The sequence below is a fragment of the Streptosporangium sp. OZ121 genome (assembly GCF_051918885.1).
Classification (GTDB): Bacteria; Actinomycetota; Actinomycetes; order Streptosporangiales; family Streptosporangiaceae; genus Streptosporangium.
This window is the reverse complement of sequence record NZ_JBPXMC010000021.1, coordinates 1-20804: the sequence shown is the minus strand read 5'-3', so window position 1 is coordinate 20804 and position 20804 is coordinate 1. Positions and strand designations below refer to the sequence as shown.

The window sequence follows — 20804 nt, the reverse complement described above, 5'->3', positions numbered from 1 at the left end:
GACCGGCCCGGGCCCGGCGAGGTAGGTGCCGACGCACGGAGAGGCTATCCGGAGTCCCTCATCGGCCTCCCGGCCCTCTCGATGACCTCCTCGGTGCTGAGTGGGTCCTTGGGATGGTGACTCAGGCACATGGGGATCCGCACCTTCGCGAACGCCGCCCCCGCAGTCGCCGCGTAGAACTCCCCCGTCCGCAGTCGTGAGATGTCGGTGACGTCGCTCCCCTTGGCCTGGGCCATCTCTCTGGCGGCGGAGATCTGGATCGGGCTGTTCAGCAGGCCGAAGAACTGGGTCGCGGCATTCCCCGGAATGCGATTGTGCAGTCCCTTGGGGGCCTGGGTCGCGAACACGAGACCAAGCCCGTATTTACGCGCCTGGGAGGCCAGGGCCAGAGTGCTCTGCGTGCAAGCCGTCATCGTGCCGGACGGGGCGAACGTCTGAGCCTCGTCCATCACGAACAGCCCGCCCAATGGCCGGTCACCGGCCGGGTTCTTCTTGATCCAGGCGAACAGGGCCATCTGCAGCTGGTTCACGAAACTTTGCCGCTGGTAGTCCGACTGCAACCCGACAAGGCTGATCACCGAGACTCGGGCCCTCTTCCCCGGGGGAGGGGTCAGCAGGAGGCCGGGGTCCATCGGCACGCCCTCGCCGCCGAACATCGGGTCGTTGACCATGGCCGCGGTCAAGCTCTGAGCTAGGTCGGCCGCGATCTTCTCCGCGTTGTCGAGCTCGCTCACCCCGTCGGGCAGCGCCGACAACATCGCGATGTAACCCCTGAGACCGCCCGCCCCCCGCCGCCCGTAGTGCCTGAGCGTCTCCCTGAGCACCGCCTGTCCGAGCTGAGCCTTGGCCGTCCTGGCCTCCAGCTTGACCCGCGGCACGATGGAGGCGACGGCCACCTCGACGGCCTCGGTGAACTCGTCGGGATTGTCGACGACGCTCGCGAAGTCGGGAAGAGGCTGGAAGCTGAGGGGACGGCCCATGCTGCGGCGCGGCGTCCAGACCACGACATCGGTGTTGGCGTGATACTCCTCGGCCCTCGCGGCGTCACCGGCGTCCCAGTGCGCCGGCGCGTGCGGCCACGGGTCTCCCAGGCGTGCCAGGTCGTTGTTGGGATCGAGCACGATGGCCGACACGCCCTGGATCGCGCACTTCTCGATCAGACCGCGAATGAGAACGGTCTTCCCCGACCCCGATCCGGCGAAGATCGCGGTGTGTTTCCTGAGCGACTCCAGGTCGATGTCGAGGGAGGTGCCGTCGGCTACCGCTCTGCCGAGCGCGACGGACGGCGCGCGGTTCGCGGCGGGCCTCGTATGGGGCCTCCCCCCGGGGCCCACGAGAGGTTCTTCTGTGGCGGTGGGTCCGTGCTCGGCCGCGATGAGTGCGGTGACGTGCTCCGGCGCCCCGGTTTCTTCGGAAACAGCGCGGCCGGACGGTTCGTCGAAGACGGAGGGAGAGCGCGGTTCGTCGGGATCAGGGCGTTCGTCAGGAACGGTCCACTCATCCCCCAGTGCCTCGCCGAGCATCTTGACGTCACCGGTGGGCTTCCGCGAGACGAGCCACGCCCGCAGGTTCTCGGGGTTCTCTGAGTTCTCGGCGAACAGGTCGCGGAGCGCCGCGAGGATCCTGAGGTCCTCTTCGTCCACGCGGAGCACCCTGCCGCCCGCCCGCTCGAACTCCGCGAGGACCTCACGAGTACGCGGTCCCTTCGCCCACTCCGCGTTCCGCAGCACGAACAGTTTCCGCTTCGGGACCTCGGCGTCCAGGCCCGCCGCCACCGAGGCGCCGCGCAGCCGGACCAGCGCGGCGTTGCCGTGCGTGGTGGCGATCGCGCGGAAGCACCAGTGCGCCTCGTCCTCGGTGGTCTCGTCCAGGCTGCGCCGCAGGCGCGCGTGCAGGGGAGGCTTCGCGCTCGGTGGGGGATCCTGGCTGAACATTCGTCCCGCGTCGCCCCGCTCGGTGATCCAGGCGTCGAGCCCCGCCGCCAACAGGGCGGGCATCGTCGTGTCCTCCGTGGTGGAACCGGTCGCCGAGGTCACGTCCGCGGTGTCCCTCAACTCGGTGAAGCGGGCGTCCAGCGCCGCGAGATCCCCCGAGGAGGCCGAAGGCTTGGGGCCGACGACCGGCCCCGGTTCAGTGGAGGATCGGAGGCTCTCCAGCTCCCTGATCTCGCCGTCGGTCAGGCAGGAGTGTATGTGCCGATCGACAATCTTCAGCAGTTCCCGGGGGGTGAAGTCGGGGGCGTCCTCGAACGCGGACGGCCGCACGGGCCATGTCGGATAGGGCAGGGTGAAGTCGAGATCCCGGAACGGCAGCGCGAACCGCCGCTCGACCAGGGCGCGGCCGACCTTGGCATCGGGGATGGTCATGAGCTGGACCGTCTGCCGAAACCGGTCCTGGACGGTGTCGGTGGCGAGCTTCTCGATGAGGATCCAGGTCGTCGGGATGCAGGAGATGACCGTCAGCGTCCTGCGGGTGACCTCCCGCAGCGACATCAGCCCGCCCGCGACCTGCTCGACGACGAGGGCCTCGCGCCAGTTCTGCTCCGAGTCGCTGACACCGGCGATCGAGGACTGCGCGATGAGCATGTCGAGCTGGTCGACCGCGATCACGGAGGGGCCGGTGAGCGCCATGAGCCGCGAGATGTCCCTCACGATCTCCTGCGGCGACTTCTCGCCTCGCCGGAGACCCCATAGGGCGCGCTCGCCCGGCTCCTCCTCGGGGATGGAGGACAGGTAGGCGAACCCGATGTCCTGCGCTGTCAGGTCGTCGGAGGTGAGCAGGACGAGCGCCCGCGCGGTGTTCTGGCTCTCCCGGCCCAACGGCCCGTCGAAGCGGCGCAGCGCATCGACGAAGGCGTCGAGGGCCTCCCTCGTCAGGGTCGTGTTCCCGGTCACCGCGCGCCGCACCATCCGCGGGACCTCGACCAGCGACGACAGGCGGTCCAGGAAGACCTTGAGCTGGCTCGCCCCGTCCTCCTGCGCCTTACGGGAGAGGCTGTCGAGCATCGACACCACGACGCTCTCCCAGAAGCTCCTGGCGTCCAGCAGGCTTACCAGGAAGAAGTATCCGCCCTCCCGCAGCACCCGGTCGCGTGCCCAGCCCAGCAGGTGCGTCTTACCGGTGCCCCGCTGGCCCTGGACGACCACGCCGATCGGGCTCGCGGCGCGGCTCTCCCCGGCCTCGCCCAGCCCGTCGAGCAGGAGCTGGCCGGTGTGGCGGTGCAGGCCTCTCACATGGAACGGCGAGGTGTTCCACACGTCGTCGGGGACCATCGCCGAGTTCAGCCTGAGCTTGAGCTCCGCCAGCGCTTTGCGCTCCTCATCCGTCATCGCGCCTCGATCCAGAGGAGGTGCTTCTCCTGCTCGCCGATGGTCACCGCCGCGTCCCTGTCTTCCTTGGACAGCTTCTTCTGGTCGGCCTCGGGAACGATGTTCACGTCCGGCATGCGGTTCATCCGGACGAGGGTCTCGTCGACTCTCGCCCTCGTCACCTCGCCCAGGAGCGGACGGAGCTTCGTGAGGCTCACCCAGGCGCCCGGCTTGGTGGTCAGCTCGCGGTAGGCGGCACGGATGCGCTCCTCGACATCCGGCGTGGGAGTCGCGGACGACGGCGCGGGGTCATTCGAGGAGACCGCAGGTGCCGGGGCGTCGGAGGACATCGTGGTCGCCGGGATGGTGTTCTCCGCGAAGACGTCGGCGAGGCTGTGCCCGGATCGCTCCATGAATCCCTGCAGGCCGGACAGGACGGCGCGGAGCGCGGTCCCCGCCGAGCCCGAGCGCTGCGGTATGACGATTCCGGCGCGAAGTTCGTCGGTCAGACAGGCCCATCCGGCGTCGGTCAGCACGTGGACGAACGCGCGTCCTTCCTTCCGGCTCTCCACCAGCTTCAGGTCGTTCAGGTTCTGACGCGGTTTTCCGGTGAGTGTCAGACCGTGACGTTCCTTGAGCTCCACATTGGAGATCTCTCTCGCCTCGATCATCAGCACCAGGAGTGCGGCGATTTCCGGCAGCGAAAGTGCTTTATCGGGCATGTTCCAGTCCTTCCAACACACCGGGGCGACGGCCCCGGAGAAATCGCCTTATCTGGTGAAGCACGGTTTCCGTATCGGTCATCACCTGCGCGTTGGTGAAGCGCAGCACCGCGTAACCGTCGAGTTGGAGCCGTACGTCCCGTTGCCGGTCTGCCGCGTACGCGAGGGCGGAATGGTGTTCGGGTCCGTCGATCTCGATGACACACCGCTCGTCCCGCCAGAGCAGGTCCACCCGGATCGGGTTGACGAGCGGGTGCGGCCGGTGGGTCTGGTTCCACGCCCGCCCCGCAGCCCAGTCGCACGCGGCAAGCGCGGTCTCCAGCGTTCGCTCGGCGACGCTCGCCGGATGCGGCCTCCCAGCCACGGGCGGGTACGTGGCCATGGGCCCCGTACGGGTATCGGGCCGGAGCATCGGCGGTGCCGGTAGATCGCGGACGAGGTCCGTCACCTCGGCCGGTAGTCGCAGGGGCGTCACGGCGATCCGGTCCACGGTGGTCAACGGGGCGCCGGTGAGCCAGACACCCAGGTCGCCGTGATGGGCCAGCCATTCGCATCCCGTGACGAGAGACTCCTCGGCGGCCGGGGAAAGGTCCGCCGGTACGTGTACGAGGACGGCCGCGCGGGATCGGCCGAAGCTGGCGGCGATCACCCGTCCGAGACCGGCGGCCCGTACCTCGGCCGCGAATCCGGGGGAGCGCTGCGCTCTCGCCTCCCTGGGTGTCCGTCGGGCGGGAGTTCCGGCATCGCGAAGCGCGCGTTCGGCGAGGTCTGCCAGAAAGGGGCCGAAGTGCTCGGTCGCGGACGCGGTCCGCAGCGCCAGCACGCGTACGGCGCGCCTGCCCGCGCCACCGGGGCCGCCGATGCCCTCCGCTCCCGGCAGCCACGCCGGAAACAGGCCGATGGCGGCCTTTTCCAGCTCGCGCAAAACCGAGGAGACCATTTCCGTCATGGATCGGGTGTCGCCCGCGAAGTAGGTGACAATCGCCGGAGTGTCATCGGGGAGCGGGTCGATCGAAAGGGCGATGGCATCGGCGTCCGCGCCGTGAACGCGTACGACGCGCCCTATCGGCAGCTCCGCCCATGATCCTGCCACGCCACTTCCCTTTTCGCGCGATGAGACCTCGCGAGGTTATAGGCCGGTGCCGGGTAATGCAGGCGCTTTGCCAGAAGCGATGAAATTCGTCCGCTTCTAGTGCCGGGAATTTCGTATTTGAGGGGATTTATCCCTCGGCCTGGATGTCGCGGTGTCGTCGGACGGACGGCGGTGTGCGCCGCCGACTCGCTCCCTGCCCAACGGTCCTTCGTGGACCGTGAACCCGGTCGGGGGGTCGTGGCGATACATCGCTGATCACTTTTCCGACGGGAAGGCCGGCCTTCATGCCATGGTGCCCGCGATGACCGCGCCACTCACCGCCCAGACTCGCGACTGCGACCTCATCGACGAGTCGCGGACCCACCCGGAGGCGTTCGCGGCGCTGTTCGACCGCTACTCCGGAATGCTCTACCGGTACGTCTCCCGGCGGCTGGGCCCGGAGATCGCCGAGGATCTCGTCGGCGAGACGTTCCTGGTCGCCTTCGCCCGCCGGAGCCACTACGACCTGGCCCACGCCGACGCCCGGCCGTGGCTGTTCGGCATCGCCACCAGGCTCGTCTCCCGGCACCACCGCACCGAGGCCGCCCGTTACCGGGCGCTGCGGCGCAGCCCCGCCGAGGGCACCGTGGACTCCCCCGCCGACCGGGTGGTCGCGGAGGTCACCGCCCAGGTGTCCCGCCCGGCGCTCGCCCGTGCGCTGGCCGGGCTCTCGTCCGGGGACCGCGACGTCCTGCTGCTGGTCGCCTGGAGCGACCTGTCGTACGTGGAGGTCGCCCGGGCGCTGGACATACCGATCGGCACCGTGCGGTCCCGCCTGAACAGGGCCAGGCGGAAGGTACGCGCGGAGTTCGGCGACAGCAATCCGATGCACGAGGAGGAGTGACCATGGACGATCTGACGATGCTCCGCGACCTCGGCCGCGAGCTGGAGCACGAACCGCCCGCCACGCTCGCGCACCAGCGTGCGCGCCTGCTCGACGCCTCGGCCGGTTCCCCCCGTGGTCTGTCCCGCACCCCGGCCCGCTCCCGGTGGCGGCTGCCCCGCGCGATGCGCGGCTGGCCGATGCTCGCGCTGATCGCGGCGGTCACCGCCGCCGTCGCCGTCGTTCCCGTCGTGCTCCTGAGCGGGCGCCCGCTCGTACCGGGCCCGTCCGTGCCGGGTCCCTCGGGGGATCGCCCGTACAAGCAGGGAGAGGCGCTCAACGTGCTGGTGGTCGGGACCGACGGTGAGGCGCTCAGCCCCCGCCGGCGTGAAGCCGCGGGGATGCGCAGTGACACGATGATCCTGCTGCACATCTCCGCCGACCGGCGTAAGACCCGGGCCGTCAACATTCCCAGGGACTCGATCGTCCGCGTTCCCGCCTGCGAGTCCCCGGACGGGACGGCGCTTCCGGCCAGAACCGACATGATCAACTCGGCGTTCCACGCGGGCGGGCTGTCGTGCGCGTGGAAGACGGTCGAGTCGACCACGGGGATCCATGTCGACCACGCGGTGGAGATCCATTTCTCCGGGTTCAAGGGCATTGTCGACGCGCTCGGCGGGGTGGAGGTCGATCTGCCGCGGCCGGTGGACGACGCCAAGGCGAAGCTGCGGCTGCCCGCGGGAAAGCGGCAGCTTCTCAGCGGCGAGCAGGCGCTGGGTTACGTGCGGCTCCGCAACTTCGGCGACGGGACCGACCTGGAGCGGATCAAGCGCCAGCAGCATTTCATGAACAGGCTGCTCATGAGGGTGAACAATCATATGAACAACCCCGCGACGCTTCTCGCCCTCATCACCGAGGTGAAGAAATCGGTCAGGACCGACGCCGGGTTCGACCTGGGGGCGATGTACGCCATCGCGCGGGGCATGGCGAAGTTCGCGCCCGGCTCGGTCACGTTCTCCACGGTTCCCACCCGTCCGCACCCCGAGGATCCGAACCGTCTCGCGTGGGACGGAGCCGCCGCCGAGCGGCTCTTCGCCGGGATCAGGAAGGACGGCGGGTGAGCCAGAGGGCTCCTCGTCCCCGGTTGTCGGTAAGGACATAAGCGGATAAAAGGGGCGGGCATGCCGAATGTGGCTCGGTGTGAGTTTTGATGGTCGATGTAGTTCGTCTTTCCGGAAATAAGGCGATATCTCCGTGGAAACATCCGCACGTCATGGGAGAACCCATGTCCGTTGCCCGCTGTATCACCACCGCCGCCCTCGCCGCCCTCATGGTGGCGCTCACCGCGCCGGTCGCGTCCGCCGCCCTCATCCCGCCCCGGCCCGCCGTGCCGGGCGAGTGCTCGCTCTTCGGGGCGGTGACCGTCAGGAAGGGCGATCGTACGGAGACCTGGACGTGGGGGCCGGGCTACCAGAGCTACCTCAGCAGTGAGAGCAGTTCCCGGCAGTTCACGCAGACCATGTAGGAGTTCACGCAGACCAGGTGGGGGAGGTCAGGCCGGGTGCCGGTGAGGCCGGGGCCACCGGCACCCGGCCGCCCGAATTTCCGATCATTCTCTGACCATGGGCCTGAACTGGTCATTTCTTGGCAGCATGCCGCCGTCCTCCAAGGGTGATCCCGTCCGCCGGTCTTAGCGTCGAACGATGGAGATCGACGTGGTGTCGCCCCACCCGGACGAGCGGGCGGCTCTGACGCGCCGGGTCGTGGCCGATCGAGCGGCCGCATGAGCGGCGCGGGGAACGGGTGGTACGGCACCGGCCCGTTTCCGCACACCCGGGCCGAACTCTCCCGGGACGAAACACTCCATGGTTCCCGGGACGAAACACTCCGTGGCGAGGCGTCCCGGAACCAGCGAGCCTGGGGTGAGTCATCGCGGCGCGTACCGTCCCAGGGCGGGCTGCCCAGAGGGCAGGTCGTGGTGATCGCCGGGGAGCCGGTGGCCGGGAAGGCCAAGCTCGGGCTGATCCCGCCCTTCACCGCGCACGAGGCCGCGGCGCTGGCCGCCGCCGCCCTCGAGGACACGCTGCGCGCGGTCGCCCGCGTCCCGGTCGCCCGGCGCGTGCTCGCGCTCGACGGCGCCCCGGGACCCTGGCTCCCGCACGGGTTCACGGTGCTGCCGCAGCGCGGGGACGGGCCGGACGAGCGGCTCGCCGCGGCCCTCGACGACGCCCACCGGCTCCTGCCCGGGCCGGTCGTGCTCATCGGCATGGACACCCCGCAGGTCACCCCGGACATGCTGGTCTATGCGCTGTCCCTGCTCAGCGCCTACGACGCGGTGTTCGGCCCGGCGACGGACGGCGGGTTCTGGCTGCTCGGGCTGCGCGCCCCCGACCCCGCTCTCCTGCTCGGCGTCCCGACGCCGGAACCGACCGCCGGCGAGATCCAGCTGCGGATGCTGGGGGAGGCCGGGTTGAGCGTCGCCCTGATGCCCCGTCTCACCGACGTGGACACCGCGGCGGACGCGTTCACGGTGGCCGCGCAGGCCCCGCGGTCCTTTTTCGCCGCCACTCTCGCCAGGATGAGCGCGCTCCGGTGAGCGGGGCACCGGGAGGCGGTACGGAAGCCTAGAAAAGCGTTGGGGCGGCGGCCTCGTCCGCCCGCTCCAGCTCGCCCGGCTCGAAGATCCTGATCACGCCGTACGTGCCGTCGTACCCGGGTTCCCGGATCACCTCGCCGCGGCGCAGCCGCCCGACGGCCTCCGCGAGCGGCGGTGAGTGGGCCGCGATGTCGTCGACCGGTACGTCCTCCAGAATGCCCAGCTCGGGCCCCAGGACGGCGGTGAGCCTGTCGACCTCCTTGAGGACCTTCTTGCTCTTCGACCCCACGTCGAGGATCTCGCCCACGATCTCCGGCAGCGGTACGAGGTTGCGGAAGCCCGCGACGCCCTCCGGCCGGAAACCGTCGGGCCGGTCGGCCAGTTCCTGGACCCGGTTCAGCACGCCCACCGTGAGCGGCTTCCCGCACACGGGGCAGATCCCGTCGCGCCCGCGCGTCTCCTCGGGGTCCATCCGGGTGTCGCACTTGCGGTGCCCGTCGACGTGGTACTTGCCCTCCTCGGGGAAGAACTCGGTCGTTCCCGCGTACCCGGCTCCGGTCCGGAGCGCTCGCAGGACGGCGAAGTAGTCGAGGTCGGTCTCGAACACCGTGGTCTCGCGGCCGAGCATGGGCGGCGAGTGGGCGTCGGAGTGGCTGACCAGCCGGTAGCGGTCGAGGGCGGAGACCCGCCAGTTCATGGCCGGGTCGCTGGACAGCCCGGTCTCCAGCGCGAAGATGTGTTCGGAGAGCTCGCCGTAGCACTCCTCGATCGTGTCGAACCCGGACTTCGAGCCGAAGACGCCGAACCACGGCGTCCAGACGTGGGCGGGCACCAGGTAGGCGCCGTCGCCGCTGCTCAGGGTGATCTCCAGCAGGGCGCGGGAGTCCATGCCGAGGACGGGCCGCCCGTCCGCGCTCAGGTCGCCGATCCGTTCGAGCCTCGCGTTGAACGCCGCGGCCTCGTCGAAGCCCGGCATGTAGACCAGGTGGTGGATCTTGCGGGTGCGCTCGCCACGCCGGTAGATCGTGGAGACCTCGGTGGACAGCATGAACCGCACCTGGCCGGAGGCCACCCCGGCGGGTGGCGGACCGAGGACGTCCGGAGCGCGTTCCTCGCGCAACCGGAACAACCCCGGCTCCGCCGGTACGAGGTTCTCGCGCAGCTGCTCGAACCACACCGGATGTGTGAAATCACCGGTGCCCATCAGCGCGATGCCCTTACGCCGCGCCCACCATGTCAGATGTTCCAGATCACTGTCTCTGCTGCAGGCCCGAGCGTATTTCGAGTGAATGTGCAGGTCAGCATGAAACCGCATTCATCACATTCTGCCACAGGCCATATATGGAGCTCAGTAAGCAGCCGAACCAGCTCAGATCGGTGACAGTCTCCCCACTCCGCTCCGGACGGGCTCGCCGCGCTCCCCGGACTTCACGAGCTGTGGCGCGAAACCTCGGGAAGGCCGTGGAAGTGGGGCCGTCACCGCGGCGGCCGTCCCCGCCGGCCCGGTCCCGCGCGCACTCGGCGCCCCCGGAAGATCGATCCGGCGGATCCCGGACGATCCGATGATCGTTTTCCTGTGAGAAAAGACCGGCGGGTGATTTCGCACCGGAAAGGGAACCGCCCGGCGGGAATGTTCATCTCGGCGGAGGCGGCGGGCCGTTATCGTGGAGATGTCGCGCGAGCGCGGGGGAGGTGCCAGGATGATCGGGCAGGAATGGGATCCCGATCCGGGTGGTGAGAGCGAATCCACGGGTCGTCGAATTGCCAGGGCGCGTAAACGCAGAGGGCTCACCCAAATCGGTCTCGCGGCGAAAGCGAATGTTTCTCGTAGCTTGATCGCACAGGTGGAGGCGGGTCACAAGCGGGCCACCCCCTCGCTTGTCGCGGCCGTGGCGAGAGCGTGCGCGGTCGACGCCGCCGAGATCATCGGCCGGTCTCCCGGAGGGCCGAACAGGGGAGTGGACAGGCGCACCGAGGCGATGCACGCGGCGATGCCTCCCATCAGGCGAGCGCTGGCCTACGCCGACATCTCCCCCGAGCTGGAGGTTCCTCCCAGGTCGCTCGACGAGCTCGCCGCGGAGCTGGTCAAACTCCAGAAACTGCAGGGGGCCGCCGCGCACGTCCGCCTCGGTGCCCGCCTGCCCGCGACCATCGAGGAGTTGACGGTCCACGCGGTCGAGTCGGACGCTCCGAGGGCGTGGCGCCTGCTGAACCACGCGTACGCCATAGCGGTGTCCCTGACCCGGCGTCTGGGCTACAACGACCTGGCGCAGGTCGCCGTCGAGCGGGCCGCGGTCGCCGCGCCGCGCGCCGACGACCCGCACCTGCGGCACCTGGTCTCCCTGTCGCGCGCGTTGTTGCTGCTCACCCTGGGGTCCGGTGACATCGCGTTGACCATGGTGAAGCGGGCGGCGGATGAGGTGGACCGGTCGGAGACGGCGGGGCTGCAGGTCTACGGCTCCCTCCACCTGCGCGCCGCCGTCTCCGCCGCGCGGACGGGGCACGGGGCGGACGCCTGGGAGCACCACGGCCTCGCGGCGGAGGCGGCGGCGCGGCTCGACGCGCGGCCGGGGCCCGACCCGTACGGGCTGCAGGTGAATCCCGTCAACGCGGTGATCCACGGGTGCGCGGTGGCGACGGAACTCGGTGACTACGACACGGCGATCCGCCTGGACTCGGGGTTCACGCCGTCCTCCAGGCTCTACGCCGAACGCAGGGCGCATCACGAAATCGACATGTCCAGGACGCACCTGTTACTCAAAGAACACGACAAAGCGCTCAGACGAGTGCTCAACGCCGAGCGAATCGCCCCACAGATGGCGCGATTCCACCCTACGGCCAGAGAAGCCGTCAGGCAGTTGGGAACCTATTACCGGACCGTTCCCGAACAGCTGCGCGGCCTGGAAAGTCGAATGGCCTTCTAGTCTTATCCGGTGTTTTGTTCACGGGAAATCGTGAACACTGGTGACGGCGATTCTTCATAAGGTCGTGGCGATGGTGAGAACCGCGACCCTCGCCATCCGGATCCGGTGAGTCCGACCTTGGAGGATGGGTGACACGGCGTGGGGTGCGGACTGAGTCCCGGGCGACGGTCGACGAGGCGACGGCGGAACGCCACGACAGGGCGCTGGCGGTCGTGCAGCGACTGCTGATCGAGCGGGGAATCCGCGCCCACCGCCACCACACGATGAGCCTGGGGTTCTTCGCAGCCCGCCCAGGGGCTCCCGCCTGGCCCGGACGGGCCGGCCTGGGCTCGCGGACGGACCGGCGTCCGCCCGAACTGGCCGTGATCGCTCAGGGGCGGCGCGCCGCCACGGTGACCATAGGTCCACGCTCCGGCTGCTACCTGGTGTCCGTCCGTGACGGCCCCAACCTCTACGCCGTCAGGCGGGAGCAGCCCCACCGGGTGGTGGAGCTGATCGTCACCGACCGGCTGGGCGAGCCGTCATGATCGTCAGGTCGTTCACCGGTCCCGAGGACGTTCTGCCCCGAGGCCGGGCCGGACGGCACCGGCCACTCGCGGGGAGGGCGCCCGCGCGGGAGGGCGGTCGCGCCGGGACGGGAACGAGCGGTCAGGAAAGGCAGCCGACGTGGGCGAGGGCCTGCTTCAGCAGGACGCCCTGCCCGCCGAGCATCTCCTGCTGCACCAGCGGGGACGAGGCCTCCTCGGGGGTGAACCAGACGAGGTCGAGGGCGTCCTGCCGGGGACGGCAGTCACCCGCGACCGGGACGACGTAGGCGAGGGAGACCGCGTGCTGCCGGGGGTCGTGGTAGGGGGTGATGCCCTGGGTCGGGAAGTACTCGGCGATGGTGAACGGCTGCGGGGAGGCCGGGACGCGGGGCAGTGCCGTCGGGCCGAGATCCTTCTCCAGGTGGCGCATGAGCGCGTCACGGACGCGCTCATGGTGAAGCACGCGGCCGGAGACGAGGGCGCGGCTGACCGCTCCGTCCGCCCCGATGCGCAGCAGCAGGCCGACACGCGTGACCACTCCCGTCTCGTCGACCCGCACCGGTACGGCGTCGATGTAGAGAATCGGCATCCGCGCGCGGGCCGACTCCAGTTCCTCGGGAGCGAGCCAGCCGGGCGTGGTTTCGGTCATTTCGGTCATTGACCGATCGTACGTCGCGGCCGGCTCGAAAACGCGTTCCCTCCCCGCGACCGGCTGTCGAGAGCCGGTGCCGGCGGGCACGGCACTTCAGGATCTTCCCGTCAGCCGGCGATCTTCCCGTTCCCGCACGGGTCCGGACCACGGAACGCGCGCACGCCTCCCCCGGCGGGGTTCGGGGTCAGAAGAGCCGTGAGAGCCACTCGGCCTGCTCGCGCTGCAGGAAGGCCTCGCCTCCCTCGTGGTCGTTCCACTCGTAGGCGATCATCTTTTTCCGGCCGCCGTAGTGGTTGAAGGCCGCGTAGCCCCCCGAAGGGGGACAGGTCTCGTCACGCAACGCCACGCTGAACAGCGCCGGGCAACTCGCACGGGGCGCGAGGACCGCGAGGTCGAAGTACGCGGTCATGGCCAGGGCGGCGCCGGCCTCGGCGCGATGGGTGCGGCACCACTTCACCAGCTCGGCGTAGGGGCCCTGCGTGGCGAGATGAGCGGAACGTCGGATGTCGCAGAGAAACGGGACGTTGGGCATCGCGCCCGCGACCGTCGGATGCAGGGCCGCGGCGGCGAGTGCCAGCGCGCCACCCTGGCTGGTTCCGGCCGTCACGAGCCGCTCCCGATCGGCGAAGGGAAGCAGCGCGGCCGCGTCCACCGCGCGGACCGCGTCGGTGAAGAGACGGCGGTAGTAGTAGGAGTCGCGGTCCGGCAGCCCGTCGGTCAGGAACCCCGGGACGCGCGGACTCCCCGAGCTGCCCGTGTCGGGGGTGTCTCCCGTACGCCAGGCGCTGCCCTGACCGCGGGTGTCCATGACCAGGTGCGGATGGCCGACAGCGGACCAGTAGAGCCACTCGTGGGGGAGGCCGCGGCCGCCTCCGTAGCCGATGTACTCGATGACGGTCGCCCGGGTGCCGTCGGCGTCCTTCGGCACGAGATACCACGCGCGGATCGGCTGGCCGCCGAACCCCGCGAAGGTGACGTCGTAGACGGCCACGGACCGCAGGGGGGTGTCCTCGACCGGCTCCGCCGTCACGTTCAACGGGTGGTCGGCGGCCTCGTCCAGAGTCTTCTGCCAGAACTCGTGGAGATCTTCCGGTGTGTACAGGTTCGGTAGGTAGTTCGCGATGTCGTCCAGGGGTAGTTCCCAGCCCATGGGCCGCCCTCCGTGTTCCTCTGAGAATGTCGCCCGACCCCGGTCGTGACCGTACAGGATCGATGTGGCCGAGGCGATCGCGCCGACGTCCAGGAGGGACCGGAGCATCGCGCGGGGAAGGCGATCGGCGCCGCGCTCGTGCCGTGGAGGAAGCGCGCGTCGCATCCGGCGCCGTCCCCTGCCTCAGCCCCCAGTGCCCGCGGGGTGCTCATCATGTCAAGGATGCGGGCAGGGGGCGGGCCGCACGGCACAAAGCCCAGGTCCGGATATGGGCCTGGGCTTTGTGCGGGGCAGGGGTCACGAGACCGTCTGGAGGGTCCGGCAGGGCGTGGCCAGGGCGTCGGCGCACACCCGGTGCAGCTGTCCCTGATGGAAGACCAGCGGCTCCCCGTCGTCGTCGTTCGTGGCCAGTGAGGTCACCCTGGCGAGGATCAACTCGTGGTCTCCCACCAGGTGGCTCGCCTCCAGGACGCAGTCGATCCACGCCAGCGCGCCGTCGATCGCCAGATGGCCGCTCTCCTTCGTGGACCAGCCGATGCCGGCGAACCGGTCGGCGCCCCTGGTCGCGAACGATCGGCACACCCCCGCCTGCTCGACGCTCAGCAGGCTGATGGTGAAGGCGCCCACGGCCCTGATCCGCGGCCACGTCGTCGAGGTGTGAGCGGCGCAGAAAGCCACGATCGGCGGGTCGAGGGAGACCGACGTGAATGAGTTGACCGTGAAACCGCACGGCTCGCCGTCCGACATCGCGGCGATCACCACCACCCCGGTCGGGTACCGACCGAGCACGCGCCGCATTCTCAGGCTATCGATCATCACTCACCGCGCTTCCCACGTCCGCTTGAGCCGGTCGAGATGGTTGAGGCTGTCGAGCACGGTGTCCGTGTCGGGGACGAAGTCGATGAGACAGCCGATCTCGTCGACGCCGATCTTCTCGAGGGAATGCAGCAGGGCCATGCCGTCGTCGACCGTGCCGAAGAGGCCGCCGGTGTCGAAGTAGCGGTCGAAGGAGATCTCAAGGAGGAACTCGATGTCCTCGGAGTCCATCGATTCCGGGTCCAGGCCGGGAACCAGCTCCTCGGCCGCCTTCATGACCAGCCCGATCGAGCTGCGCAGGTAGTCGGTGAACGGCTGGTGGACCACCTCGCGCACGCGGGCCCGGTCCTCGCCGAGGAAGGTGTGCAGCATCAGCACGACATGGCCGGTGCCGCCGTGGTTCCTGGCGAAGTGCTCGCGGTAGTCGGCGACCTTGTGCACCAGCTCGTCCAGGCTCTGGCCGAGCAGGTGCGTGAGGATGCCGACGCCGAGCTCGCCCGCCTGGCGGAACGTCTCGGGGTTGCCCGAGCTGGTGAGCCACGTCGGCAGTTCCGGCTGGATCGGGGCCGGATGGGTCCGGAGCTTGACCGGCTCGCCGGCGCCGTCGTTCACCTCCACCGACTCCTGGCGCCACAGGCGCCGCACGGTGTCGACCGTTTCGGTCGTCACCTGCCTGCGGTTGCCGTAGTTCTCCGGCCGGAGCGCGAAGTCGTCCAGGTGCCAGCCGGTCGCGAAGGCGATGCCGGCGCGGCCGCCGGACAGGTTGTCCACGACCGCCCATTCCTCGGCGATGCGTGCCGGGTGGTGCAGCGGGGCCACGACGCTTCCGGCGCGGATCGCGACGTGCTCCGTCACGGCCGCGATGGCCGCGCCGGTGACGGCGGGGTTGGGGTAGCGGCCACCGAACTCATGGAAGTGCCGTTCCGGCGTCCACACCGCGGAGAAACCGTGGGTGTCGGCGAACCGGGCCCCTTCCAGCAACAGCCGGTACTGATCGGTTCCTGCCCTTGCCTCGTCAGCGAAATAGAAAAGGCCAAAGTCCAACGGTTTCTCCTAACGTGCTGTAGGGCTCGCATGGAGCACACGCTCGTATACGGCCAAGCGGCACCATTATTTGCCGGATCGGAGAAGCCGAGTAACCCCTAGGATCCACTAAACGGGCGGGGCTGTGCGCGGCGCGAGCCCGGTGGCCCCCGGTTTCCGTCCGCCTCCATCCGCGCGGGCAGCCGGGGGGGACCTCTTCCGAGCACGCGTCGTCGCGGACGGCGCCGCGCGAAACTTCCAGGTGACCGCGCAGCACGGCTGTGACGCCGTACCCGGGGTCGCGGCCGGCGACGAGTTCGGCCCCGCGGTCGCACCGGATCGGCGGCAGGGATTCACCCCGCTCACGGGACCCCGTGCCGCCCGCCGCCGGGCACCGGCCCCTTACCCCACCGGCCGGTGTAGGGGACTTCGTAGGGGAATACCGGCCCGATCTTTAGGGGCGAGCCCCGGTAGCTACGCCGCTGTCTCATGGGCTGGAATGAGGCGTGAATGAGGCGGGGCATCCGTTCACGAAATGAATGGCGCATTGTCGAATATCCCTGCTTATCGGCCGAGAGGATATACGCAACGTGACTCTTACCACAGAACGCGGCCTGGAAACACCTCTCTCGCAGCGGGAGAGGGTCGCCGAACTCGGAATGCTCAAGGATCAGGCACGCGGCGGTGATGTCCAGTCGGCCACGGAGCAGCAGCGGGCCAAGGGCAAGCTCACCGTCGACGAACGGCTGGAACTGCTCTTCGACCCCGGTAGCTTCACCGAGATCGAGCAGCTGCGCAGGCACCGGGCGAGCGGCTTCGGCATGGAGAACAGGCGACCGTACACCGATGGCGTCGTGACCGGATGGGGCACCGTACACGGACGCACCGTTTTCGCCTACGCCCACGACTTCCGGATCTTCGGCGGCTCGCTCGGCGAGGCGCACGCCCAGAAGATCCACAAACTGATGGACCTCGCGGCGGCGACGGGCGCGCCGCTCGTCAGCCTCAGCGACGGGGCCGGCGCCAGGATCCAGGAGGGCGTCACCGCTCTGGCCGGCTACGGCGGGATCTTCCAGCGCAACGTACGGGCCTCCGGGGTCATCCCGCAGATCAGCGTGATGCTCGGCCCGTGCGCCGGTGGCGCCACCTACTCGCCGGCGCTCACCGACTTCACCTTCATGGTCGACGGCATCTCGCAGATGTACATCACCGGCCCGAGCGTGGTCGAGGCCGTGACCGGCGAGAAGATCAGCCACGACGGGCTCGGTGGCGCCCAGGTGCACGGAACGCTCTCCGGAGCCGCCGGATTCGTCTACGACAACGAGGTGGACTGCCTCGAGGAGGTCCGCTACCTGCTGTCCCTCCTGCCGGCCAACAACCGCGAGGCGCCGCCCGACCTGCCGACGGCCGACCCGGCCGACCGGCGCTGCGACGCCCTCCTCGACATCGTGCCCGTCGAGCTCAGCAGGTCGTACGACATCCGCGAGGTCATCAGGGAGATCGTCGACCTCGGTGACTTCTTCGAGGTGCACACCCTGTGGGCGACCAACGTCATCTGCGCCCTGGCCAGGATCGACGGCCACGTGGTGGGAATCGTGGCCAACCAGCCCTCCTCGCTGGCCGGCGCGCTGGACATCGACGCCTCGGAGAAGGCGGCGAGATTCGTCCAGTTCTGCGACGCGTTCAGCATCCCGCTGGTCACCCTGGTCGACGTGCCCGGCTTCCTGCCGGGCAAGGACCAGGAGCACGCCGGCATCATCAGGCACGGGGCGAAGCTGCTGTACGCGTACTGCAACGCCACCGTTCCCCGTATCCAGGTCATCCTGCGCAAGGCGTACGGCGGGGCCTACATCGTGATGGACTCCCGTTCCATCGGCGCGGACCTGTCCTTCGCCTGGCCGACGAACGAGATCGCCGTCATGGGCGCCGAGGGCGCGGCGAACGTCGTGTTCCGCAAGGAGATCGCCGCGGCCGACGACCCCGAGATGATGCGCGCCGAGATGATCAAGGAGTACCGGCAGGAGCTCATGCACGCCTACTACGCCGCGGAGCGCGGCCTGGTGGACGACGTGATCGACCCGGCCGAGACCAGGGCGGTCCTGGCCCGGTCGCTCGCCATGCTCCGCGCGAAGAACGCGAAGGTCCCGTACCGCAAGCACGGAAACCTGCCGATGTGATGGCCGGCGACGACGACGTCATGTTCCGGTTCGTACGCGGTGAGCCCGACCAGGAAGAGGTGGCCGCGGTGATGGCGGCCCTGTCGCGCACCTCCGCGAGCCGGCCTCAGGACGGCGACGCCTCCGCTCATCTCCCTTCCTGGAATGAGCCGGAAGTCTTCGAGGCGCCGAATTCATGGTCCTCCCGGTGAACCAGGAGAAGGAGTACAAATGATCACCGAAACCGGAACGTGGCTGCGGTCGTTCCAGGCCGCGCCGCCGCTCGCCACCCGCCTGATCTGTTTCCCGCACGCGGGCGGCTCGGCCTCGTATTTCCACCCCGTCGCCAGACAGCTCTCCTCGCTGGACGTGCTGGCCGTCCAGTACCCGGGCAGGCAGGAACGCCGCCACGAGCCGTGCATCGACGACATCGCGACGCTCGCGGACCGGCTTGTCGAGGAGATCATCCCGCTGGCCGACCGGCCGATGGCCTTCTTCGGCCACAGCATGGGCGCCGTGGTCGCGTTCGAGGTGTCCAGGAGGCTGCTGACACATGGCATCTCACCGCTGATGCTGTTCGCCTCGGGCCGGCGCGCGCCCTCCTGCACGCGCAACGAGACGGTGCACAAGGAGGGAGACCAGGCGCTCCTGGCCGAGGTGCGGCGACTCGGCGGGACCGACCTGCGCATGCTGAACGACCCCGAGGTCGTGAGCATGATCCTGCCCTCGCTGCGCGGCGACTACAAGGCGATCATGACCTACCGATGCCAGCCCGGAATCAAGATCGACGCGCCCGTCATCGCGTTGGTCGGTGACAACGACCCCCATGTCTCGCTGGACGAGGCGATCCGCTGGAAGGAACACACCAGCGGCGCCTTCGACATGCAGGTCTTCCGCGGCGGCCACTTCTACCTGAACTCCCACGCCCCAGCGGTGATGCGGACGATCACCGAAAGCATCCCGAGCGCGTAGTCCCACTTTCGATAGCGCGAAGAGTACGAGGCGAGCATGACTGCGAACGACACCAAGCTCATCGAGGCCCTGCGTTCCTCGCTGAAGGAGACAGAACGGCTGCGTGCGCAGAATCGTTCTCTCACCGACGCGGCGCGCGAGCCGATCGCGATCGTGGGGATGGCCTGCCGGTTCCCCGGTGGGGTGTCCTCGCCCGAGGGTCTGTGGGATCTGGTGGACGCCGGTGCCGATGCGATCGGCGAGTTCCCCGGCGACCGCGGCTGGGATCTGGAGCGGCTCTACGACACCGACCCCGACAACCGGGGCACCTCGTACTCGCGGTCCGGCGGGTTCCTGCACGACGCGGCCGAGTTCGACGCGGGCTTCTTCGGCATCTCGCCGCGTGAGGCGCTCGCGATGGATCCGCAGCAGCGGCTGCTGCTGGAGGCCTCGTGGGAGGCGGTCGAGCGGGCGGGCCTGGATCCGGTGGGGTTGCGCGGCAGCCGTACGGGTGTCTTCGCGGGTGTGATGTACCACGACTACGCGCCCCAGCTCTCGGACGTGCCGAGTGAGCTGGAAGGCCTGATGGGCACCGGCAACTCGGGCAGCATCGCCTCCGGCCGGGTGTCGTACACGTTCGGGTTCGAGGGTCCGGCGGTCACGGTCGACACGGCGTGCTCGTCGTCGCTGGTGGCGCTGCACCTGGCCGTCCAGGCGCTGAGGTCGGGCGAGTGCGACCTGGCACTGGCCGGCGGGGCGACCGTGATGGCGACTCCGGCGACTTTCGTGGAGTTCTCGCGGCAGCGTGGCCTGTCGGTGGACGGGCGGTGCAAGGCGTTCTCCGCGTCGGCCGACGGCACCGGCTGGGCCGAGGGCGTGGGCATGCTGCTGGTCGAGCGGCTGTCGGACGCGCGCCGCAACGGTCACCGGGTGCTGGCCGTGGTGCGCGGCAGCGCGGTCAACCAGGACGGTGCGAGCAACGGCCTGACCGCGCCGAACGGTCCTTCGCAGCAGCGGGTGATCCGCCAGGCACTGGCCAACGCGGGCCTGTCGAGCGCGGATGTGGATGCGGTCGAGGCGCACGGTACGGGTACCAGGCTGGGCGACCCGATCGAGGCGCAGGCCATTCTGGCCACCTACGGTCAGGAGCGGCCGGAGGACCGGCCGCTGTGGCTGGGGTCGTTGAAGTCGAACATCGGTCACACGCAGGCCGCCGCGGGTGTCGGCGGTGTGATCAAGATGGTGATGGCGATGCGGCACGGGACGCTGCCGCAGACGCTGCATGTTGACGCGCCGTCGCCGCACGTGGACTGGTCGGCCGGTGCCGTCGAGCTGCTGACCGAGGCGCGTGTGTGGGATGTGGAGGATCGTCCGCGCCGGGCGGCGGTGTCGTCCTTCGGCGTCAGCGGCACGAACGCGCACGTGATCATCGAGCAGGGTCCGGTGGTGGAGCCGGAGCCTTCCGGCACTGAGCTGCCGGTGACGCCGTGGCTGGTCTCGGCCAAGACTCCCGAGGCGCTGCGAGGACAGGCTTCCCGGCTCGCGTCGTGGGTGGAGGCTCAGCCGGAGCTGGACGCGGCCGATGTGGCCTGGACGCTGGCGAGCGGCCGTGCGCTGCTGGAGCAGCGCGCGGTGGTGGTCGGCGCGGATCGGGATGAGCTGGTGGCGGGCCTGCGTGCCCTGGCCGACGGTACGACGACGCCGGAAGCCGCGGCGACCGGTGGCGGCAGGGTGGCGATGCTGTTCGCCGGTCAGGGCAGCCAGCGGGTGGGGATGGGCCGTGAACTGGCCGCGGCGTTCCCGGTGTTCGCCGAAGCTTTGGACGAGGTCTGTGCGTTGTTGCCGGGGTCGGTGCGTGAGGCGATGTTCTCCGGTCCGGACGAGGTGCTGGCCGAGACGGGGATGACCCAGCCGGCGCTGTTCGCCTTCGAGGTGGCTCTGTATCGTCTGCTCATCTCACTCGGTGTCACCCCGGACGTGCTGGTGGGTCACTCGGTGGGGGAGATCGCCGCCGCTCACGTGGC

At 69.5% G+C, this 20804-nt stretch carries 18 protein-coding genes; 10 read left to right on the top strand and 8 right to left on the bottom strand.

The genetic code is table 11. The features are described 5' to 3' along the window. Positions 1 to 44: 44 nt before the first annotated feature. Genes ACTOQ1_RS29820 through ACTOQ1_RS29810 form a run of 3 tightly spaced genes read right to left on the bottom strand, consistent with a single transcriptional unit; the run spans position 45 to position 5123 of the window. On the bottom strand, positions 45 to 3329 hold the full coding sequence (locus tag ACTOQ1_RS29820) for a helicase HerA domain-containing protein (RefSeq protein ID WP_440071288.1): 3285 nt from the start codon (positions 3327 to 3329) through the stop codon (positions 45 to 47). Beyond that, positions 3326 to 4030 carry a hypothetical protein gene (locus ACTOQ1_RS29815; protein WP_440071287.1) on the bottom strand — a complete coding sequence of 235 codons (705 nt, stop codon included), beginning with the start codon at positions 4028 to 4030 and terminating at the stop codon, positions 3326 to 3328. The genes ACTOQ1_RS29820 and ACTOQ1_RS29815 overlap by 4 nt, the downstream gene beginning before the upstream one ends. Further along, complete coding sequence (locus ACTOQ1_RS29810; RefSeq protein ID WP_440071286.1) at positions 4020 to 5123, bottom strand: endonuclease domain-containing protein; 1104 nt, start codon at positions 5121 to 5123, stop codon at positions 4020 to 4022. Before ACTOQ1_RS29810 ends, ACTOQ1_RS29815 begins: the two co-directional genes overlap by 11 nt. A 301-nt stretch (positions 5124 to 5424) precedes the next feature. Here ACTOQ1_RS29810 and ACTOQ1_RS29805 point away from each other — a divergent pair, with 301 nt between their 5' ends. The 4 genes from ACTOQ1_RS29805 (at position 5425) to ACTOQ1_RS29790 (ending at position 8581) form a co-directional block, all read left to right on the top strand. After that, positions 5425 to 6006 (top strand): RNA polymerase sigma factor, encoded by a 582-nt coding sequence (locus tag ACTOQ1_RS29805; protein ID WP_440071285.1) that lies wholly within the window; start codon positions 5425 to 5427, stop codon positions 6004 to 6006. Between the two features lie 2 nt (positions 6007 to 6008). After that, positions 6009 to 7106 carry an LCP family protein gene (locus ACTOQ1_RS29800; protein WP_440071284.1) on the top strand — a complete coding sequence of 366 codons (1098 nt, stop codon included), beginning with the start codon at positions 6009 to 6011 and terminating at the stop codon, positions 7104 to 7106. Positions 7107 to 7270: 164 nt separating this feature from the next. Beyond that, the gene (locus ACTOQ1_RS29795; RefSeq protein ID WP_440071283.1) at positions 7271 to 7510 is read left to right on the top strand and encodes a hypothetical protein; all 240 of its coding nucleotides are present in this window, start codon (positions 7271 to 7273) and stop codon (positions 7508 to 7510) included. Between the two features lie 450 nt (positions 7511 to 7960). Beyond that, positions 7961 to 8581, top strand: a complete 621-nt coding sequence (locus ACTOQ1_RS29790) for a TIGR04282 family arsenosugar biosynthesis glycosyltransferase (protein ID WP_440071282.1) — start codon at positions 7961 to 7963, stop codon at positions 8579 to 8581. Between the two features lie 28 nt (positions 8582 to 8609). Here ACTOQ1_RS29790 and ACTOQ1_RS29785 read toward each other — a convergent pair whose 3' ends face one another. After that, complete coding sequence (locus ACTOQ1_RS29785) at positions 8610 to 9785, bottom strand: endonuclease Q family protein (RefSeq protein ID WP_440071281.1); 1176 nt, start codon at positions 9783 to 9785, stop codon at positions 8610 to 8612. A 466-nt stretch (positions 9786 to 10251) separates the two neighbouring features. Here ACTOQ1_RS29785 and ACTOQ1_RS29780 point away from each other — a divergent pair, with 466 nt between their 5' ends. Both ACTOQ1_RS29780 and ACTOQ1_RS29775 read left to right on the top strand, forming a co-directional pair. Beyond that, positions 10252 to 11505, top strand: coding sequence for a helix-turn-helix domain-containing protein (locus ACTOQ1_RS29780; RefSeq protein ID WP_440071280.1), 1254 nt, complete (start codon positions 10252 to 10254; stop codon positions 11503 to 11505). Positions 11506 to 11648: 143 nt separating this feature from the next. After that, positions 11649 to 12032, top strand: a complete 384-nt coding sequence (locus ACTOQ1_RS29775) for a hypothetical protein (RefSeq protein ID WP_440071279.1) — start codon at positions 11649 to 11651, stop codon at positions 12030 to 12032. A gap of 121 nt (positions 12033 to 12153) precedes the next feature. On the opposite strand, the gene ACTOQ1_RS29770 is transcribed toward ACTOQ1_RS29775, so the two are convergent. From ACTOQ1_RS29770 to ACTOQ1_RS29755, 4 genes are all read right to left on the bottom strand, one after another. Beyond that, positions 12154 to 12690, bottom strand: a complete 537-nt coding sequence (locus ACTOQ1_RS29770) for an NUDIX hydrolase family protein (RefSeq protein WP_440071278.1) — start codon at positions 12688 to 12690, stop codon at positions 12154 to 12156. A gap of 178 nt (positions 12691 to 12868) precedes the next feature. Continuing rightward, positions 12869 to 13834, bottom strand: a complete 966-nt coding sequence (locus ACTOQ1_RS29765) for an acetylxylan esterase (RefSeq protein ID WP_440071277.1) — start codon at positions 13832 to 13834, stop codon at positions 12869 to 12871. A 297-nt stretch (positions 13835 to 14131) separates the two neighbouring features. Then, positions 14132 to 14632, bottom strand: coding sequence for a flavin reductase family protein (locus ACTOQ1_RS29760; protein WP_440071403.1), 501 nt, complete (start codon positions 14630 to 14632; stop codon positions 14132 to 14134). Between the two features lie 21 nt (positions 14633 to 14653). Further along, the gene (locus tag ACTOQ1_RS29755) at positions 14654 to 15694 is read right to left on the bottom strand and encodes an LLM class flavin-dependent oxidoreductase (protein WP_362695061.1); all 1041 of its coding nucleotides are present in this window, start codon (positions 15692 to 15694) and stop codon (positions 14654 to 14656) included. A 638-nt stretch (positions 15695 to 16332) separates the two neighbouring features. Between ACTOQ1_RS29755 and ACTOQ1_RS29750 the strand changes: the two genes are divergently transcribed. The 4 genes from ACTOQ1_RS29750 to ACTOQ1_RS29735 form a co-directional block, all read left to right on the top strand. After that, positions 16333 to 17850 carry an acyl-CoA carboxylase subunit beta gene (locus ACTOQ1_RS29750; RefSeq protein WP_440071402.1) on the top strand — a complete coding sequence of 506 codons (1518 nt, stop codon included), beginning with the start codon at positions 16333 to 16335 and terminating at the stop codon, positions 17848 to 17850. Then, positions 17850 to 18041 carry an acyl-CoA carboxylase subunit epsilon gene (locus ACTOQ1_RS29745; protein ID WP_440071275.1) on the top strand — a complete coding sequence of 64 codons (192 nt, stop codon included), beginning with the start codon at positions 17850 to 17852 and terminating at the stop codon, positions 18039 to 18041. The genes ACTOQ1_RS29750 and ACTOQ1_RS29745 overlap by 1 nt, the downstream gene beginning before the upstream one ends. A 19-nt stretch (positions 18042 to 18060) precedes the next feature. Beyond that, entirely contained in the window at positions 18061 to 18801 is a 741-nt protein-coding gene (locus ACTOQ1_RS29740; RefSeq protein ID WP_440071274.1) for a thioesterase II family protein, read from the top strand. Positions 18802 to 18837: 36 nt separating this feature from the next. After that, positions 18838 to 20804 (top strand): type I polyketide synthase (locus tag ACTOQ1_RS29735; RefSeq protein WP_440071273.1); only part of this gene is annotated, 1967 nt, incomplete at its 3' end.

Excerpts from the sequence above, each read along its gene's own strand:
- ACTOQ1_RS29820 (WP_440071288.1), bottom strand. The coding sequence starts at position 3,329 with ATGACGGATGAGGAGCGCAAAGCGCTGGCGGAGCTCAAGCTCAGGCTG.
- ACTOQ1_RS29815 (WP_440071287.1), bottom strand. The coding sequence starts at position 4,030 with ATGCCCGATAAAGCACTTTCGCTGCCGGAAATCGCCGCACTCCTGGTG.
- ACTOQ1_RS29805 (WP_440071285.1), top strand. The coding sequence starts at position 5,425 with ATGACCGCGCCACTCACCGCCCAGACTCGCGACTGCGACCTCATCGAC.
- ACTOQ1_RS29800 (WP_440071284.1), top strand. The coding sequence starts at position 6,009 with ATGGACGATCTGACGATGCTCCGCGACCTCGGCCGCGAGCTGGAGCAC.
- ACTOQ1_RS29795 (WP_440071283.1), top strand. The coding sequence starts at position 7,271 with ATGTCCGTTGCCCGCTGTATCACCACCGCCGCCCTCGCCGCCCTCATG.
- ACTOQ1_RS29785 (WP_440071281.1), bottom strand. The coding sequence starts at position 9,785 with ATGGGCACCGGTGATTTCACACATCCGGTGTGGTTCGAGCAGCTGCGC.
- ACTOQ1_RS29780 (WP_440071280.1), top strand. The coding sequence starts at position 10,252 with ATGTCGCGCGAGCGCGGGGGAGGTGCCAGGATGATCGGGCAGGAATGG.
- ACTOQ1_RS29770 (WP_440071278.1), bottom strand. The coding sequence starts at position 12,690 with ATGACCGAAATGACCGAAACCACGCCCGGCTGGCTCGCTCCCGAGGAA.
- ACTOQ1_RS29765 (WP_440071277.1), bottom strand. The coding sequence starts at position 13,834 with ATGGGCTGGGAACTACCCCTGGACGACATCGCGAACTACCTACCGAAC.
- ACTOQ1_RS29760 (WP_440071403.1), bottom strand. The coding sequence starts at position 14,632 with ATGCGGCGCGTGCTCGGTCGGTACCCGACCGGGGTGGTGGTGATCGCC.
- ACTOQ1_RS29750 (WP_440071402.1), top strand. The coding sequence starts at position 16,333 with ATGCTCAAGGATCAGGCACGCGGCGGTGATGTCCAGTCGGCCACGGAG.
- ACTOQ1_RS29745 (WP_440071275.1), top strand. The coding sequence starts at position 17,850 with ATGGCCGGCGACGACGACGTCATGTTCCGGTTCGTACGCGGTGAGCCC.
- ACTOQ1_RS29740 (WP_440071274.1), top strand. The coding sequence starts at position 18,061 with ATGATCACCGAAACCGGAACGTGGCTGCGGTCGTTCCAGGCCGCGCCG.